The organism is Rhizobium sp. 01T444 (assembly GCF_056398305.1).
Window position 1 is genome coordinate 280,831 of the sequence record NZ_JBFTPD010000005.1, and the last position, 15,033, is coordinate 295,863.

Annotated in this window: 13 protein-coding genes; 10 read left to right on the plus strand and 3 right to left on the minus strand. The window is 60.9% G+C overall.

Going from position 1 to position 15,033, the window contains the following annotated elements; genetic code table 11:
* Positions 1 to 115: 115 nt before the first annotated feature.
* A complete protein-coding gene (locus AC1DTN_RS11430) occupies positions 116 to 1,612 on the minus strand; it encodes a mechanosensitive ion channel family protein (RefSeq protein WP_477920951.1) in 1,497 nt (498 codons plus the stop codon).
* A gap of 182 nt (positions 1,613 to 1,794) precedes the next feature.
* Here AC1DTN_RS11430 and AC1DTN_RS11435 point away from each other — a divergent pair, with 182 nt between their 5' ends.
* The 5 genes from AC1DTN_RS11435 to AC1DTN_RS11455 all read left to right on the plus strand — a co-directional run bounded on the left by AC1DTN_RS11435 (position 1,795) and on the right by AC1DTN_RS11455 (position 8,084).
* Positions 1,795 to 2,655, plus strand: a complete 861-nt coding sequence (locus tag AC1DTN_RS11435) for an MBL fold metallo-hydrolase (RefSeq protein WP_477920953.1) — start codon at positions 1,795 to 1,797, stop codon at positions 2,653 to 2,655.
* A complete protein-coding gene (locus AC1DTN_RS11440) occupies positions 2,652 to 3,866 on the plus strand; it encodes an MFS transporter (RefSeq protein WP_477920955.1) in 1,215 nt (404 codons plus the stop codon). The genes AC1DTN_RS11435 and AC1DTN_RS11440 overlap by 4 nt, the downstream gene beginning before the upstream one ends.
* Positions 3,867 to 4,039: 173 nt before the next feature.
* Positions 4,040 to 5,344, plus strand: coding sequence for a c-type cytochrome (locus AC1DTN_RS11445; protein ID WP_477920957.1), 1,305 nt, complete (start codon positions 4,040 to 4,042; stop codon positions 5,342 to 5,344).
* Positions 5,341 to 5,829, plus strand: coding sequence for a (2Fe-2S)-binding protein (locus tag AC1DTN_RS11450; protein WP_477920959.1), 489 nt, complete (start codon positions 5,341 to 5,343; stop codon positions 5,827 to 5,829). The genes AC1DTN_RS11445 and AC1DTN_RS11450 overlap by 4 nt, the downstream gene beginning before the upstream one ends.
* Complete coding sequence (locus AC1DTN_RS11455; protein WP_477920960.1) at positions 5,826 to 8,084, plus strand: xanthine dehydrogenase family protein molybdopterin-binding subunit; 2,259 nt, start codon at positions 5,826 to 5,828, stop codon at positions 8,082 to 8,084. Before AC1DTN_RS11450 ends, AC1DTN_RS11455 begins: the two co-directional genes overlap by 4 nt.
* Positions 8,085 to 8,122: 38 nt before the next feature.
* On the opposite strand, the gene AC1DTN_RS11460 is transcribed toward AC1DTN_RS11455, so the two are convergent.
* The gene (locus tag AC1DTN_RS11460) at positions 8,123 to 9,022 is read right to left on the minus strand and encodes a LysR family transcriptional regulator (RefSeq protein ID WP_113324213.1); all 900 of its coding nucleotides are present in this window, start codon (positions 9,020 to 9,022) and stop codon (positions 8,123 to 8,125) included.
* A 62-nt stretch (positions 9,023 to 9,084) separates the two neighbouring features.
* Entirely contained in the window at positions 9,085 to 9,774 is a 690-nt protein-coding gene (locus AC1DTN_RS11465) for a nucleotidyltransferase family protein (protein ID WP_477920962.1), read from the minus strand.
* A 104-nt stretch (positions 9,775 to 9,878) separates the two neighbouring features.
* On the opposite strand from AC1DTN_RS11465, the gene AC1DTN_RS11470 reads away from it, so the two are divergent.
* The 5 genes from AC1DTN_RS11470 (at position 9,879) to AC1DTN_RS11490 (ending at position 15,017) form a co-directional block, all read left to right on the plus strand.
* Complete coding sequence (locus AC1DTN_RS11470) at positions 9,879 to 11,090, plus strand: MFS transporter (protein ID WP_477920964.1); 1,212 nt, start codon at positions 9,879 to 9,881, stop codon at positions 11,088 to 11,090.
* 9 nt (positions 11,091 to 11,099) lie between these two features.
* Positions 11,100 to 12,212, plus strand: a complete 1,113-nt coding sequence (locus AC1DTN_RS11475; RefSeq protein WP_477920965.1) for an FAD binding domain-containing protein — start codon at positions 11,100 to 11,102, stop codon at positions 12,210 to 12,212.
* A gap of 388 nt (positions 12,213 to 12,600) precedes the next feature.
* A complete protein-coding gene (locus tag AC1DTN_RS11480) occupies positions 12,601 to 12,840 on the plus strand; it encodes a DUF2188 domain-containing protein (protein ID WP_113324217.1) in 240 nt (79 codons plus the stop codon).
* 178 nt (positions 12,841 to 13,018) lie between these two features.
* Positions 13,019 to 14,083, plus strand: a complete 1,065-nt coding sequence (locus AC1DTN_RS11485) for an MBL fold metallo-hydrolase (protein WP_477920966.1) — start codon at positions 13,019 to 13,021, stop codon at positions 14,081 to 14,083.
* A gap of 355 nt (positions 14,084 to 14,438) precedes the next feature.
* Positions 14,439 to 15,017, plus strand: coding sequence for a helix-turn-helix domain-containing protein (locus tag AC1DTN_RS11490; RefSeq protein ID WP_113324220.1), 579 nt, complete (start codon positions 14,439 to 14,441; stop codon positions 15,015 to 15,017).
* Positions 15,018 to 15,033: the final 16 nt, after the last annotated feature.

Here is a 15,033-nt window from a genome sequence, read left to right on the forward strand (position 1 = left end):
CTCACTTCTTGCTCCAGCGTCCGGCGCTTCGATCCGCGGTTGATTTCGTGGATTTCGATGTGGACCGGCGACCAGCGTTCGTGAAACGCACGCGGTCCGATATGTTCCTCTTCGGTCACACTGTCGTTGAATGCGACAGATCAAAGATATGGCGGATGCGGTTTGCCAATGTCTGCGCATGTTGCGGGGGCACGCTTTCGTCTCCGTGCAGCCGCTTCTCCTGTTCGAGCCTGTCGACGAGCGTTGCGCCGATATCTTCAGCCAGAACCGGACGCTCCTGCAGGATCTCGCAGAGCTGGTCTTTTCCGATCTCGCGGGCAATGACCGGCGTCAGTGCAACGATACGACCGGGCTCTTCGGCGCCGATCAGGAGGCCGCGTTCGCCGAAAATATCACCAGGCGAAAGTCGGTTGAGCTCGACGTCCCGACCGTTCTCTTGCCGGACGACCTGCACTACGCCGCTTTCAACAAGCATCAATGCCGGCGAGCGCTCTCCTTGGGCGATGATTTCCGCCCCTCTTGCGTAGCTGCGCCGGACAGCAGCTTTCGCGAGCGTTTCGCGCTCCCTGTCGGTGAGGGAAGTAAAAAGCGGCAGTATCGTCATGAGCTGCAGTGGCGTCTCGGACTCTTGTCCGGGAACGATTGGAGACTCGAATGCGGGCGTGACACTGAACGGGGCATCAGATGCGAGCGGGATACCAGCCGCCAGCATGTGCCGATATACCAGATCGTAGATTTCATTCTTTGCCACTGTCGTCTCGGATATGTCGCGAATGCGAAAGGCCAACTCGAACTCTATGGTCTCCTTCGCGAGGCGGACGATCGAGACCAGGGGGTCTGGAACACGCATGATATGATTGCTCGCCAGCGTAACCGTCTCGAGTAATCTCGCCATGGTCGCCGGCGGCCGCGTTGGGACGAGCTTGATCGACATGGTGATGCCATGGGTCTCGTCGGGGCTGTTGAGATTGACCAACTGTGATTTTGCGAGCGCGCTGTTCGGAACGACGACGAGGTCGTTCGTGGCGTTGGAGAGGTGGGTCGCACGCCAGTTAGTCTCGATAACACGACCCTGGACGCCGTTTTCGAGAATGATCCAGTTGCCGACGTTGTAAGAGCGGCCAAGATTGAGGGCAAATCCGGAAAAGACATCGGAAAGCGTATTTTGCAGCGCGAGACCGAGGACGATAGCAAAGACACCCGAGGTCGCGATCAGCGTGCCGACAGGCACGCCAAACACATAAGCCACGATGGAAAGGGCAGCCCCGACATAGATGATCCCGGCAATCAGATCCTGAACGAACCGTGCTTCGCGCGGACGGTGCTCGAAGATCAGGAACAGCCTGATGCAGCTGATGAGCATCATCGCCCCGCCGAGCCACCAGATCGCTTTTGCGAGACCATAAAACAAGCGGTGCCACAGGTCGGGCGAAGAGACCGCCGCGGAGTAGGGCGCGACGCCGGTCGACAGCAGGATAGCCGTCAACGCGATGAAGAACGCAACATCGATGGCAAAGCGGACCGGCCTATGCCCGGGCAGCAGCCAATGTGCCGCGGCGAGAACGACGATGAGAATCAAGAATTGCGTAATCGGATCAAAAAGATATTGCATAGGGAGGCCCAGGTGGGAACCGACTATCGGTAACCCCCCTCTCGACCCACGTCTTGGCGATTTCAACGAAATTTGGCGTTCTATCGTTCATCAATAGTGAACAATGCATCGTCCGCGTTGCTAATTTCAATCTCAATCGAATTCGCCGACATCTTGTTCATCGAAACACAGGAGTTCGGCACATGAACAAGCCAGTTGCTTTCCACGCCTTCAAACATGGTCTTTTTGATATCACGGTGCTCTCCGACGGCCCGATCGCGCTCGCCGGCGAAATCTTCGCCCCTGAAGCCTCCGACAACCAGCGCGCTGACGTTGTCGCCCGGATGGACGGCGCCGACAACATTGCCGATGCCCAATCCAATATTCCGCTCATTGTCACCTCCAATGACGTCATTCTCGTTGATGTCGGCGCGGGCGCCCGTTTCCAACCGAGCGAAGGGCAACTCGAAACGAACCTCAACGCCGTCGGCGTCAAGGCGGGCGATGTGACGAAGATCATCATCTCGCACGCCCACCCCGATCATATCTGGGGTATGCTGCGCGACGATGGTTCGCAGCGTTTTCCGAATGCGCGCTATTATATCACCCCCGCGGAGTGGGACTTCTGGATGGGTGAAAAGGCAGATGCCTTGCCTGAGGCGGTCCAACCGTTTGTGGCCGGTGCCCGGCGCGATCTGCAGGCAATCGCCGATCGGGTGACCTTCGTCGAAGACGGAGACGAGGTCATTCCCGGCCTCAGGATCCTTTCGACACCTGGGCACACGGCAGGCCATATCTCGATTGTCGTCGATGGTGATGTCCCGTTGATCATCACCGTCGACGCCACCGCCAGCCACATCGTTTCCTTCGAGCGGCCCGATTGGAGCTTCGGCTTCGACATGGATCCAGCGCTCGCAAGGACGACGCGTCGCGCACTGATCGAGCAGGCCTTGCGGGAAAACGCCGTGCTGCTTGGCTATCACTGGGCCTATCCCGGCGTCGGGACCGTCCGCAAGGAGGGCGATAGCTTCAGGCTGCGCCCTGTGACGGAGGCCCAGTCATGAGCCGCAAGGTTTTCGGAAGACAAGCGAGCTTCCTGACGGCCACAGCGGTCGTCGCCCATACCATCTGGACCAGCGCCGCTCCGGCGCTGACCTATCCGCTCTATGCGCAGGAATGGCATCTGACGACATTCACGACGACGGCGATCTTCGCCATCTATCCGGTCTTCGTCGTCCTCATGCTCGTGGCTTTCGGCAATGTGTCCGATTATATCGGGCGAAGGGAAGCGATGCTGCTCGGTCTTGCGGCTTCACTCGCCGGCACGCTGATCTTCGCGCTCGCGCCCGATGTGGATTGGATATTCATCGGCAGGGCCTTCATGGGTGTTGGCGTCGGTTTAGCTGCCGGGCCATCGGCCGCTGCCGTGGTCGAGTTCAGCGCGCCGGGCCGGACGGCACAGGCGGCGAGTGCGACGGCCGCCGCCCAGGCCTTCGGCATGATCGGCGCGGCCCTTGTCGGCGGTGCGCTGATCGAATATGCGCCGTTGCCGACGCGATTGAACTTCGCCGTTCTGGTCGCCGTCCTCGCAGCGCTTATCGTTGCGACCTGGATGCTCCCGAACCATACGGCGTCACGGCCGGCCGGCCGTTGGCGGCCAAGGGTTCCCGCCATTCCCAATGGGCTGTTTGCGACTTTCGTGACGGCGACTGCAGCGGTAACGGCCTCATATGTGCTCGGCGCTATGACGCTTTCTCTTGGTGCGCAGGTGGCGCGGGACGTCATTGCCTCCCAAAACGCTCTCGTCAATGGCGCCACCATCGCGCTCTTCGCGATTTCTTCCGCCATCGCCACCGTGCCGGCACGAGGCGCCAAGCCGAGCAGGATCATGCTCGCGGGCAGTGCCATCGCCATTGTTTCCTCCGGGTTGCTGGCGCTTGCCGCGGTTCTTCACTCGCTTGTCTTCTATACCGTTGCCCAGATCGGCAGCGGAATGGCCTACAGCCTGCTCCTCCTCGGGGGACTTTCGCTGATCAATGCCACAGCACCCGTGACGCACAGAGGCGCCACGCTCTCGGCGCTGTTCCTCGTCGCTTACCTGGCCCAGGCCGTCGTGGCACTGTTGCTGGGCAAGATCGCGACATGGGCGAGCCTTTCGTCCGCAGTGGATATCGGGGTGGCGACGGTCGCAACGCTGGCATTGGGGACGCTCCTTCTCGATGCAGTCAGAAGCGCCGTCGCCGGCCGCAAGGCGCGCAAGGCAGGGACGCACTGACTCTTCCTGTGGATACGAAGCAAGGCGAACCGCAAGGTTCGCCTTGCTGTCTTTAGATAGGCGAAAGCCTTGAGTGTCAGTCGATTTATCCAAAAAGCCGGTCGTCGCGACAAGACGCATCCGAGGCCGACGCGCGAGATAAACGCAACGTTTACAAAAGCGAAGCACTCCACATGAAACTTTCGAAGCGACATCTGGCAATCGGAGCCGCGTTCGCATCTATCGCCGTCGTTGCAGGCCTGGGGCTTGCCGCCGGGATCGCCTACGAGCCGGCAATTCCCGAAATCGCGCGTCCATCCCCTTCGAGTTTCGATCGCAGTCTCGTCGAAAAGGGCGAGCAGCTCGCCACCGTCGGCGATTGCATCGTCTGCCACACGGCGCCGAATGGCGCGCCTTTCGCTGGCGCGCGCGCTTTGCCGACACCGTTCGGCACCCTGTTCTCGAACAACATCACCCCTGACGAGAAGACGGGCATCGGCACCTGGTCGCTCGCCGCGTTCAGCCGCGCCATGAGGCAAGGTGTCGCCCAGGATGGAAGCCAGCTCTATCCGGCTTTGCCCTACGAGCACTTTACCCATGTCAACGACGACGACCTGGCAGCAATCTACGCATTTCTGATGACCCGCCAGCCTGTCTCCCAGCAGGCTCCCGATAACCAGTTGCTTCCGGGCCTCGGATTCCGGCCGCTGCTCGCCGGCTGGAAGCTGTTTTTCCTACGGCAGACACAGTTCGAACGCCAGGCGAACGAGAGCGCCGAATGGAACCGGGGCAAATATCTGGTGGATGGACTTGCCCATTGCGGCGGCTGTCACACGCCACGCAATCTCGCCGGCGGCGAGGAGAGGGGGCGTGAATTTGCCGGCGGCGTTGCAGAGGGCTGGAACGCGCCCGCCCTCGACGAAACGAATCCCTCCGCTGCGCTCTGGAATGTGGATTCCCTTTTCGCCTACCTGAAGACAGGGTCCGATCGTGGACACAGCGCAGCCGGCGGCCCGATGGGGCCTGTCGCCGAAGGTCTCTCCCGCCTCAACGATGCCGATGTCAGGGCGATCGCCGTCTACGTCGATTCCCGGATGCATCCATCTGGGGAGGCCACTCCGTCCGCAGTCGCCGTTGTGGCGGGGAATGAGAGCCATTCAACCGCCGCTGCCGCGCATCCAGAGGCCGATCTTCTCTTCGAAGGCGCCTGCTCCGGCTGTCACGCAGCAGGTGCGCCGATGAACGTCAACGGTCGGCCGCTTCTTTCATCCGCATCCGACCTCAGAGCCGATGATCCGAGGAACGCCGTGCAGACGCTACTGCAGGGGATCGCGCCGCCAGGGGAAAAAGGTGCGTATATGCCGTCCTTTTCCGACACCATGACTGACCGCCAGCTTGCCGACCTGCTCGCTTATGCCCGTGCGCGCTTCACCGACAAGCCGGCATGGCCAAACCTGGAAGCCGTGGTCGGCGATATACGCAAGGAGAATGCGGAATGACCATTTCGATCAACGTCAATGGTGAAGGTCACGAGGCGGAAGCCGATCCGGATACGCCGCTTCTCTACGTGCTCCGTGACGAGCTCGAGCTGAGCGGTGCCAAATATGGATGCGGTCTTGGGCAATGCGGCGCCTGCACCGTGCATGTCGATGGCAAGCCTATCTTCTCCTGTCTGACGCCCATTGGCCTGCTTGCGGGCCGGAAGGTGCGCACCATCGAGGGGCTCGGCACGGTCGAAAAGCCGAATGTCATCCAGAAAGCCTTCCAGGACGAACAGGCTGCACAGTGCGGCTATTGCATCGCCGGCATGATCATGCGTGCCCAGGCTCTGCTCGATCGGAACCCGTCGCCGACCGAGGCGGAGATTCGCGTGCACATGCAACCCAATCTCTGCCGTTGCGGAACGCACGCCAGAATATTGAGGGCGGTGCATCGCGCCAGCCGCGAGCTTTCCCTCGTTTCTGTGGCGGGAGGCTCGCAATGAACGCTGTTCAAAATCCCGGGCTGACCAGACGCTCCTTCCTTAGTGCAAGCGGCATAGCCGTTGCATTCGCACTGACGCCTCCGGTCTTCGCCCAGCTCGCCGGTGGTGGCGAAGGAGGAGCAGGACCCGCGACCGTCGCTCCCGATCTTCCCGGCAGCCTGAAAAACTGGCCCTATCTCGATTCGTGGATCCAGCTCGATGAAAAGGGCCATGCGACCGTCTTCACCGGTAAGGCCGAGCTCGGCCAGGGCATCAGGACTGCATTGTTGCAGGTCGCGGCGGAAGAACTCGATCTGCCGCCGGCCTCGGTCACGATGGTGACGGTCGATACCGCGCGCACGCCCGATGAGGGACTGACGGCGGGCAGCCATTCAATGCAGGATAGTGGAACGGCAATCCGCAACGCGGCGGCCAATGTACGGATGGTGCTCCTGCGGAAGGCGGCGGAAAAGTTACAGGTCGAGCCCGAGAAGCTCTCGACGATCGGGAATGGACAAATTGCTGTGCCGGATGGCCGGGTGGTTTCCTATGGTGAGGTCGCAGCCGCGCTCTCATTGCATATCGAGGCGATTGCTCATGCGCCGCTTCGCAAGAAATCTGAGTTCCGGACGATGGGCGCGAACCTGCCGCGGCTCGACATTCCCGCCAAGACGACCGGCGGACAGGCTTTCCTTCACGATATGCGCTTGCCCGGCATGCTGCATGCCCGTCTGCTGCGCGGCCCAAGCGAGAGGACGCGGCTGAAGCTGCCACCGGCAGCCGAGATCGAGGCGATGCCGAAGGTGGTCAAGTTTGTGCAGAACGGCGATTTCGCGGCCATCGTCGCCGAGAAGGAATGGGACGCGATCAAACTGATGCGCAGGCTCCAGGCATCCGACTACGAGCCGGCAGGGGCGCCGTTTCCGACCGGCAGCGTTACGGACACGCTGAAGGCACTTCCGGCCCGCGACATCGTTATTCTCGATGTCGCCCATCCCACCGCTGTGCCCCTCAAGACGCTGTCGGCGCGCTACACGCGTCGATGGATCAGTCACGGCTCGATCGGCCCCTCCTGCGCAATCGCCCTACTCGAGGACGATCTCTTGACCATCTGGACCCATAGCCAGGGGACCTATGACGTGCGCCGCGTCGCGGCCGAACTGCTCGGCCGGCCCATTGAGAAAATCCGCGCGATCCACGTCGAAGGCTCCGGCTGCTATGGCCAGAATGGCGCGGATGACGTCGCCGCCGAGGCTGCCTATATCGCCATGACGGTTCCCGGCCGACCGGTGCGATTGCAGTGGATGCGAGAACAGGAGTTCGGTTGGGAGCCGCTCGGTCCGGGCATGGTCACCGAGGTCGAAGCCGGTCTTGATGCCTCCAACCGCATTGTGGCTTGGAAATACGATGTCTGGAGCAACCCGCATAACAATCGACCGGTCGGCGCCGGCGGTGTTCTTGTCGGCAACCAGATCGTTCCCGGCTTTCCGCAGCCCGAAGGCAAGGAGATCCCGATGCCGGAAGGAGACGGAAGCCGCAATTCCAATCCGCTCTACGACCTGCCGAACATGAATGTCCTCTATCACTTCATCAAGGACATGCCGATCAGGGTCTCGGCATTGCGTTCGCTCGGAGCACACCTCAACGTCTTCTCGATCGAAAGCATGTTCGACGAGCTGGCACTTGCCGGCAATATCGATCCGCTCGATCTTCGACTGAATCATATGGCTGACCTCCGGGCGCGCCAGGTCATGCAAACGGCGACCGATGCGTTCGGCTGGCGCAGGCGTCAGAAGAGAGGTCCTTCCCATGGGTTCGGCATGGGCTTTGCACGCTATAAGAACCTCGGCGCCTATTGCGCCGTTTGCCTGGAGATCAGCGTCGACCAGAATACAGGGCGCATCACCGTCCACCGAGTTCAAGCCGCCGCTGACTGTGGCGAAGTGGTCAGTCCGAACGGCGTTCAGAACCAGATCGAGGGTGCGATCATTCAATCGCTCAGTTGGTGCACGCGCGAGGAGGTCACGAACGATGAGACGATCCGCACTAGCTTCGACTGGAGCGCGTACCCGATCCTGCGCTTCCTCGACATTCCGGAGAAGATCGATGTGATCGTCGAGGAGCAACCCGGCCAGCCGTTTCTCGGCGTTGCCGAATGTGGGCAGGGGCCGACCTCGGCAGCACTCGCCAATGCGCTGGCCGACGCGACAGGGGTGAGGTTCCGGGATATGCCCATGACGCCGGAGCGGGTGAGGGCAGCGATCGTCACTCTTTGAACGGAGCACGGATGACGGCTCCTCAGCCCGCATTCACCTCATTCGCTTGATCCAGTCACCCCGGCCTGCGCCAGATGCCGTTGAAGAGCGGAGATGAAAACGCGAACCTTGGGTAGGACGAACTGCGTCGTTGGATACACCGCCCAGATCGCGATCTGCTCGGGAGCGGCATCGGGGAACCTGATCTCGACCAGCCGCCCGGCCTTGATGTCGTCCTCGACATACCATTTCGAGAGCAGGGCGACACCGCCGCCAGCCACGCAAGCAGCGTGGCAACCGGCAATGCTACTGCAGGAAAATCGTCCGTCCAGGCGAACGTGCCGCTCGCCCGCTGGCGTGACGAATGACCAATGTGTCGCGCTGCCGAGCGCCAGGCAGTCATGCTGTGATAGATCCTCGACATTTTCCGGCCTGCCACGTCGAGCGACATAATCGGCACTTGCGACCACAGAGCGGGGATTGTCCGCGAGTTTGCGGGCGATGAGACTGTTGTCGCGTAATCGGGCGATGCGGATGGCAAGGTCGGTGCCTGTGGCAACCAGATCGGGTAGTCCGTCGCTCAGATCGACCGCGATGCGCAGTTCTGGGTTTTGCTGCAGAAGAGGCGGAACCATCGGCATGATGAACTTCAGCCCGAAGGAGATCGGCACGGAAACCCGCAACAAGCCGGAAGCGCCCGGGCTTTCCGAGTTGAGTCGGGCGATTGCTGCCGCCTCGTTCTCGATTAGAGCCTGCGCATAGGGGAGGAAGGTCTCTCCCTCGGGCGTCAATGACAGCGAACGAGTCGTTCGATGAAGCAGCCGCACGCCGAGCCCCGCCTCCAGGGATGCTAGGCGCCGCGTCACGGCCATCGCCGGGATGCCCAGGCGCCGCGCCGCGCCAGCGAGGCTTCCGGCTGCGGCGGCTGAGGTAAACACAAGAACATCTTCTGTATTCATTGCATCAGTTTCCGATATTCTTACTACCCAAACAGGCCCTTGTAATCCAATCCCTATATCCGCTAGCGATGGAGGCGACCTCCTGCAGCGAGGAGGTCTTCTTGCGTGTCCACGTCGATTGACGCGGCCTCACCGATTTCGACGTCGATGATCGGCCATCCCGATGCCTTGATCAGCCGTCTTGCGCCGACATCTCCCTCAAGCGCCTGAACGCGCTCGAAAAGCGCCCGCGGAAGGATCACTGGATTGCCCGGCTGAGCATTGTGGACGGAGCGCACGACCGAAGATACAGGGCTTGCTCGGAAAGCGGCGATCAGCCGATTGATATGGTCTGTTTCGATCCTCGGCATGTCGGCCAACAGCACCAGGACGCCATCATATTCTGTAATTGCGAGCGCCCTGAGACCTGCGCTCAGCGAACTTGCCATTCCCGACCTGTATTCGGCGTTGACGACTAGCCTGAGACTGAGCCCGTCGATTGCGATGGCGACATCTTCGCCCCTTGCACCCGTGACGACTACAACCGTATCGGCGATACTCGATGCAGCGCGCTCTGCGATCCGTCTGACAAGCGGGACGCCATCAAAGGTTGCCAGGAGTTTATGATGGCCCTCGCTGCCGAGGCGGCTCGATGCCCCCGCAGCCAGAAGCACAATCGCAATTCGTCTCATGGTCCTCGGCTGCGCGACAGGGGGTGTCGTTACAACATCTCCTGTCGCCGGCTTGCCGTTTTCAGCCTCACCGATCTCCATTCTATCGATATCCGTTATACAGGCCAATCGTCCAAGATGGCTAAAACGCTTTCCGATAAAAAGCTAGATAACAGCATATCTTTTCAGCCAGAAAGGCAAGGATCATGGACACGTTCAGTCAACATCGGCCGGCGAGCTCGAAAGAGCTTTCGAAGCCGGCTTTATTTGCCATGGCGGCGGCCAGTGGCATCGCCGTGGCGAATATCTATTACAATCAGCCGATGCTCGGGATCATCGAGAACGAATTTGAGCACCAGCCGATAACGGGCTTTATCCCGACGGCGACGCAGCTCGGCTATGCACTCGGCCTTTTCTTCCTGCTTCCGCTCGGCGATCTCGTGCATCGGCGCAAGCTGATCGTTGGCCAGTTCATCGTTCTCTCGGTCGCGCTTGCGCTCGCGGCTATCGCGCCCACCGCCTGGTCGCTCGTGCTGGCCTCGTTCGTCGTCGGTGCCAGCTCCACGGTCGCTCAGCAGATCGTTCCTTTTGCTGCCTCACTCGCATCGCCCGAGAAGCGCGGCTCAACAATCGGCACGGTCATGGCCGGCGTGCTGTCCGGGATCCTGTTCAGCAGAACGCTGTCCGGCTTCGTCGGCGAGCATGCGGGATGGCGCGAGATGTTCTGGATTGGCGTGCCGCTGGCGCTCGCCGCGGCGGTTCTGATGTACTTCGCTCTGCCTCATCATCGGCCGACCTCCCGAATGGCTTATCATAACGCCATCAAGTCGCTCGCCCATCTGTGGAAGCGGGAACGCGCGCTTCGGACGGCCGCGTTGATGCAGGCCGCGCTTTTCGGTTCGTTCACGGCTTTCTGGACGATCCTGGCGCTCTATCTGCGGACGCCGCGCTTCAATCTCGGCGCCGACGTCGCCGGCCTCTTCGGCATCGTCGGTGCGGCTGGCATCTTTGCCGCACCGCTTGCCGGCAAGATCGCCGACCGTCGTGGACCGCATTTCGTCGTCTGGATGGGCGCTTTGCTGACGCTGATCGCCTGGGTGATCTTCGGTCTTTGGGCCTCGCTCATCGCTCTTATCATCGGTGTCGTTATTCTTGATTTCGGCATCCAGAGCGCACTCGTATCGAACCAACATATCGTCTACGCGCTTGATGCCGAGGCTCGCAGCCGACTGAATACCATCTTCATGACCTCGATGTTCCTCGGTGGCGCGGTCGGCGCGGCGCTGGCGACAGCGGCCTGGGGTTATGGCGGCTGGATTGGCGTCAGCGCTCTCGGCGCCCTGCTTGCGGTGGTCGCCCTGGCCATTCGTGCGGCTGAACACCGCGCCCGTTCGACCACGCCTACCCGGGCTCGATAGGAGATCGCCATGAAGCGGCTGCGTATTCGGATCGTCGGAGGATCGCTTGCAGGCCTCTTTGCCGGCATTCTTCTCCAGCGCGACGGCCACGACGTGAAAATCTACGAACGCTCTTCGTCCGGCTTGGCCGGGCGGGGAGCAGGCCTTGTCGGACAGCACGACCTCTTCAGGATCCTGCGCGCCATCGGTTGCGAACATGTCGCTCGTGTCGGCGTGGTCGCCCATGAACGGATCTTCCTCAACCGGGATGGAAGTGTTGGCGAGACGTTCCGGACGCCGCAGACCCAGATTTCCTGGGATTTTCTCTATTCAACCGTTGCGTCTTATATGGCGGCCGGGAGCTATCACATTGGGCAACCCGTCGTCCAAGTGATCGAAGGCCCCGAAAGCGCTCAGCTCCTGTTAGCCGATGGCCGGCGGGAAAATGCTGATCTCGTTATTGGCGCGGACGGTCTCGGCTCGGTCGTTCGTCCTCTGCTTAACGAGGATACGTCGAACCGCTTTGCCGGCTACGTGGCTTGGCGCGGCCTTATTCCGGAGACGGCATTGCCGCAGGAAGCTGCGATCCTGCTGGATCGCTTCGCCTTTTACGTGACAAGCGGGATCCATATCCTCGGCTATCTCGTTCCCGGCCCGCACGGTGAAACCGGCCCCGGTGAGCGCCGGTATAACTGGGTCTGGTACCGTCCTGTCGCACCGGGCGAACTGCAGACGCTATTCATCGACGCCGACGGCAGATCATTCGACTATTCCCTGCCGCGAGGCGCATTGTCGGAGGAGCGGCTACAGACGCTCCGAGCGGATGCCGCCGCGATGCTGCCGCCCCCATTCGTAAAGGCGATCGAAGCCGAGCCTCAGCCTTCCATCCAGGGGATCTTCGATTTTGAAGCGGCAAAAATCGCATCCGCGCATACGGCCTTGATCGGCGATGCCGCCTTTGTCGTTCGGCCGCACACGGCAATGGGCGTCTCCAAGGCTGCAGGTGACACGCTTGCGCTGAGAGAAGCGTTGCTGGCCTCCGAAGATCTTTCCGAAGCGCTCAGTCGCTACCAAAAGGAGCGGCTGCTTGTCGGAAAGAATATCGCCGATCATGGGCGTCGGCTGGGCGCGTCTGCCCTTTAAGATGGGTTGATGGCATTGTGATCGGCCTAAGTTCGCATCGGACAGCGTCCGGTCTGGCGGATGCTTATCCGCAGGCTTGGGGGAGGGGACGTCACCCACCTCGGTCGAGGTGACGATTGACAGTAGCACCTCAGCCAACGGCCGCAAATCATGCAGTCGTTTGGTCGCGGCAACATCTTCGCACGCCGCCGCTCCAACTGCCGAGATCGGCAGGCGAAACGTCCACGGAACGGAGAAACTGACAATACGGATAGGCTGGCTTCCCCCTACAACGGCTTCAAAACATCGGAGGCACGCGGTCGTTCGACAAGAGCTTGTCGCAACTGCTCGGTCTCTGGGCAAACTGAGCCTCTCGAAGAGGGATGACCATGAAAAAGGAAACGCATCGATGCACCTGACATATCACATTGGCCAGCATGACGGCGGCTGGGCTTATCGGCTGAACGACGTCTGGTCGGAGACCTATCCGAGCCATGTCGCAGCACGCGAAGCAGCCCATCGCGCGGCGTGTCGGCAGCAGCTTGAGGGCCGCAACGCGGAGATCCTTTTTCAATCCGAGGACGGCTCGTGGCATCGGGAACATGTCGAAGCAGGCGATCGCCCCGAGGTCGATGTTGCTAACGAGTAGCGCCGGGGAATAGGGCGGGTTCCGACGCCCGCAGTGCCTGGCACGCTGCCCGGGGCGCTTCGGTTTCCGACTCCGCTCGTCTCACGGCTCCATCTGTCCCTTCCGAATAGATTGCGACGCTGCGCGATACCGCACAGCGCGATGAAACAGTACGTCTCGTCAAAATCAGGAGAAACCTATGAACTATCGAGATTTCATCGCTGGCTACTTCAGCCGGCAGTGGAGGGCCGCAGGCCTGGGGTTAAACCTTGCCCTATTCGTCTTCTGCTCGATCCTCGCCATGACGCTGCTGAACGGATATGCGTTCGCCGCGGCACCTAAAGTCGGTACGCAAGCCCCCGGCTTCTACCGTATGACGCTCGGCAATTTCGAAATCACCGCGCTGTCCGATGGCACGCATGCGTTCCCGGTTCACAAGGTGCTCACGAAGACATCATCGATTGGTGGACAGAGCGTGCCGCTCGATCAGTCCTCTCCAGGCGAAGCCGATGCACTGCTCGCCGAAAGCAATCTTGCCGTTCCTGTCCCGGGATCGATCAACGCGTTCCTGATCAACACGGGATCGAAACTCATCTTGGTCGACAGTGGCGCGGGCAGCCTCTACGGCGATTGCTGCGGCCACCTCGTCGACAACCTTCGGGCGGCCGGTTACGCGCCCGAGCAGGTCGATGAGATCTATCTGACCCATCTGCACGCCGATCACGTCGGCGGCGTGGCGCCGAACGGCAAGATGGCCTTTCCGAATGCCGTCGTCAGGGTGAGCGAGGCCGATGCCGACTATTGGCTGAAGGACGCCAATGAAACAGGAGCCCCAGAGCTTCTGAAATCGATGTTCGAAGGCGACAAGGCATCTCTGAAGCCCTATATCGACGCTGGCCGTTTCAAGCCGTTCACCTACGGCGAGGAACTTTCCCCCGGCATCAAGCCGATCGCCAGCCCCGGCCACACGCCCGGCCATAGCTTCTTCGATGTGGAAAGCAACGGCGCCAAGCTGCTGCTGTGGGGCGATGTCGTTCATGTCGGCGCCGTGCAATTCCCTGACCCCGCGGTGACGGTTGCATATGACAGCGATGCCGAAATGGCCGAAAGCGAACGGCTTGCCATCTTCGCCGACGCAGCGCAGAAGGGTTATTGGATCGGCGCGGCCCATATCTCCTTCCCAGGCCTCGGCCATGTGCAGGCGAAGGATAGACACTTCTTCTGGATCCCGGCCAACTACGACGCCGCGCCGACGGCAAACTGAAACACTCTTCAATAGTCGGACGAAGAGCGTCCGCGCGATGGTTCTTGAAACGAGGCGGGATGTCGTGGGATCACGGCGCCTCGCCTTTGCCCGGGTGGCGGCCTGTTTCGGCGGGGGCTGCTTTTTGCCGAAGCTGGGCTGGCTTCTGAAGCTACGAGAATCCTCTGCGGAATCAATATGTTCCAAGCGATGTTCCGCCGAAGCCCGCCCCATCCGCTTCGCCCCGATAATACCTTGGTATGACCCACTAGGACGCACGTGTGCCGGAACCGGATCAGTGTACAATTTCGTGATCAGCGCTTCCGTTCCAAGATGACACCATCGAAAGTTTACAGGGTCACATTGGAGATAGACGATGTCCGCCACCGCTGCCGTTTTTGCCCACAACGTTTCTCCCATCGCTTTCAAGAATATCGCGACGGAAACCGCGGAGGAGGTGTCCTCCCTTCTTCTGTGTGCGATCCGCTGTGTCGAAAAGGACGAGACGATCGCTATCGATCTCATGAAGCAGGCCTCGAGCTTGTTGAAGCCGTTTGCGATCTCGATCGAGCCCGCGGAGCGCCAGCGCAATCCCGCTGGCGGCCTCGCTCCGTGGCAGATCAATCGCGTGAAGACCTATATCGAGGAGCGCATTTCGTATCCGATCGCTCTCGATGAACTCGCTCAGATCGCAAAGCTCAGCACCAGCTATTTTTCGGCCGCGTTCAAGGTGACTTTTGGCATATCTCCCCACAACTATGTTGTCGAACGTCGGGTGGAGTTCGCGAAATATCGCATGCTGAACAGCGACGCACCGCTCTGCGAGATCGCGCTCGATTGCGGGTTGGCCGACCAGGCTCATCTTTCGAGGATCTTCCGACGTGTGACTGGCACCACGCCGAGCGCTTGGCGGCGATATATGGCAAGCCCGGAAAGGCGGACGGTCGCCGCCTGACAACAGATTTTTCCGT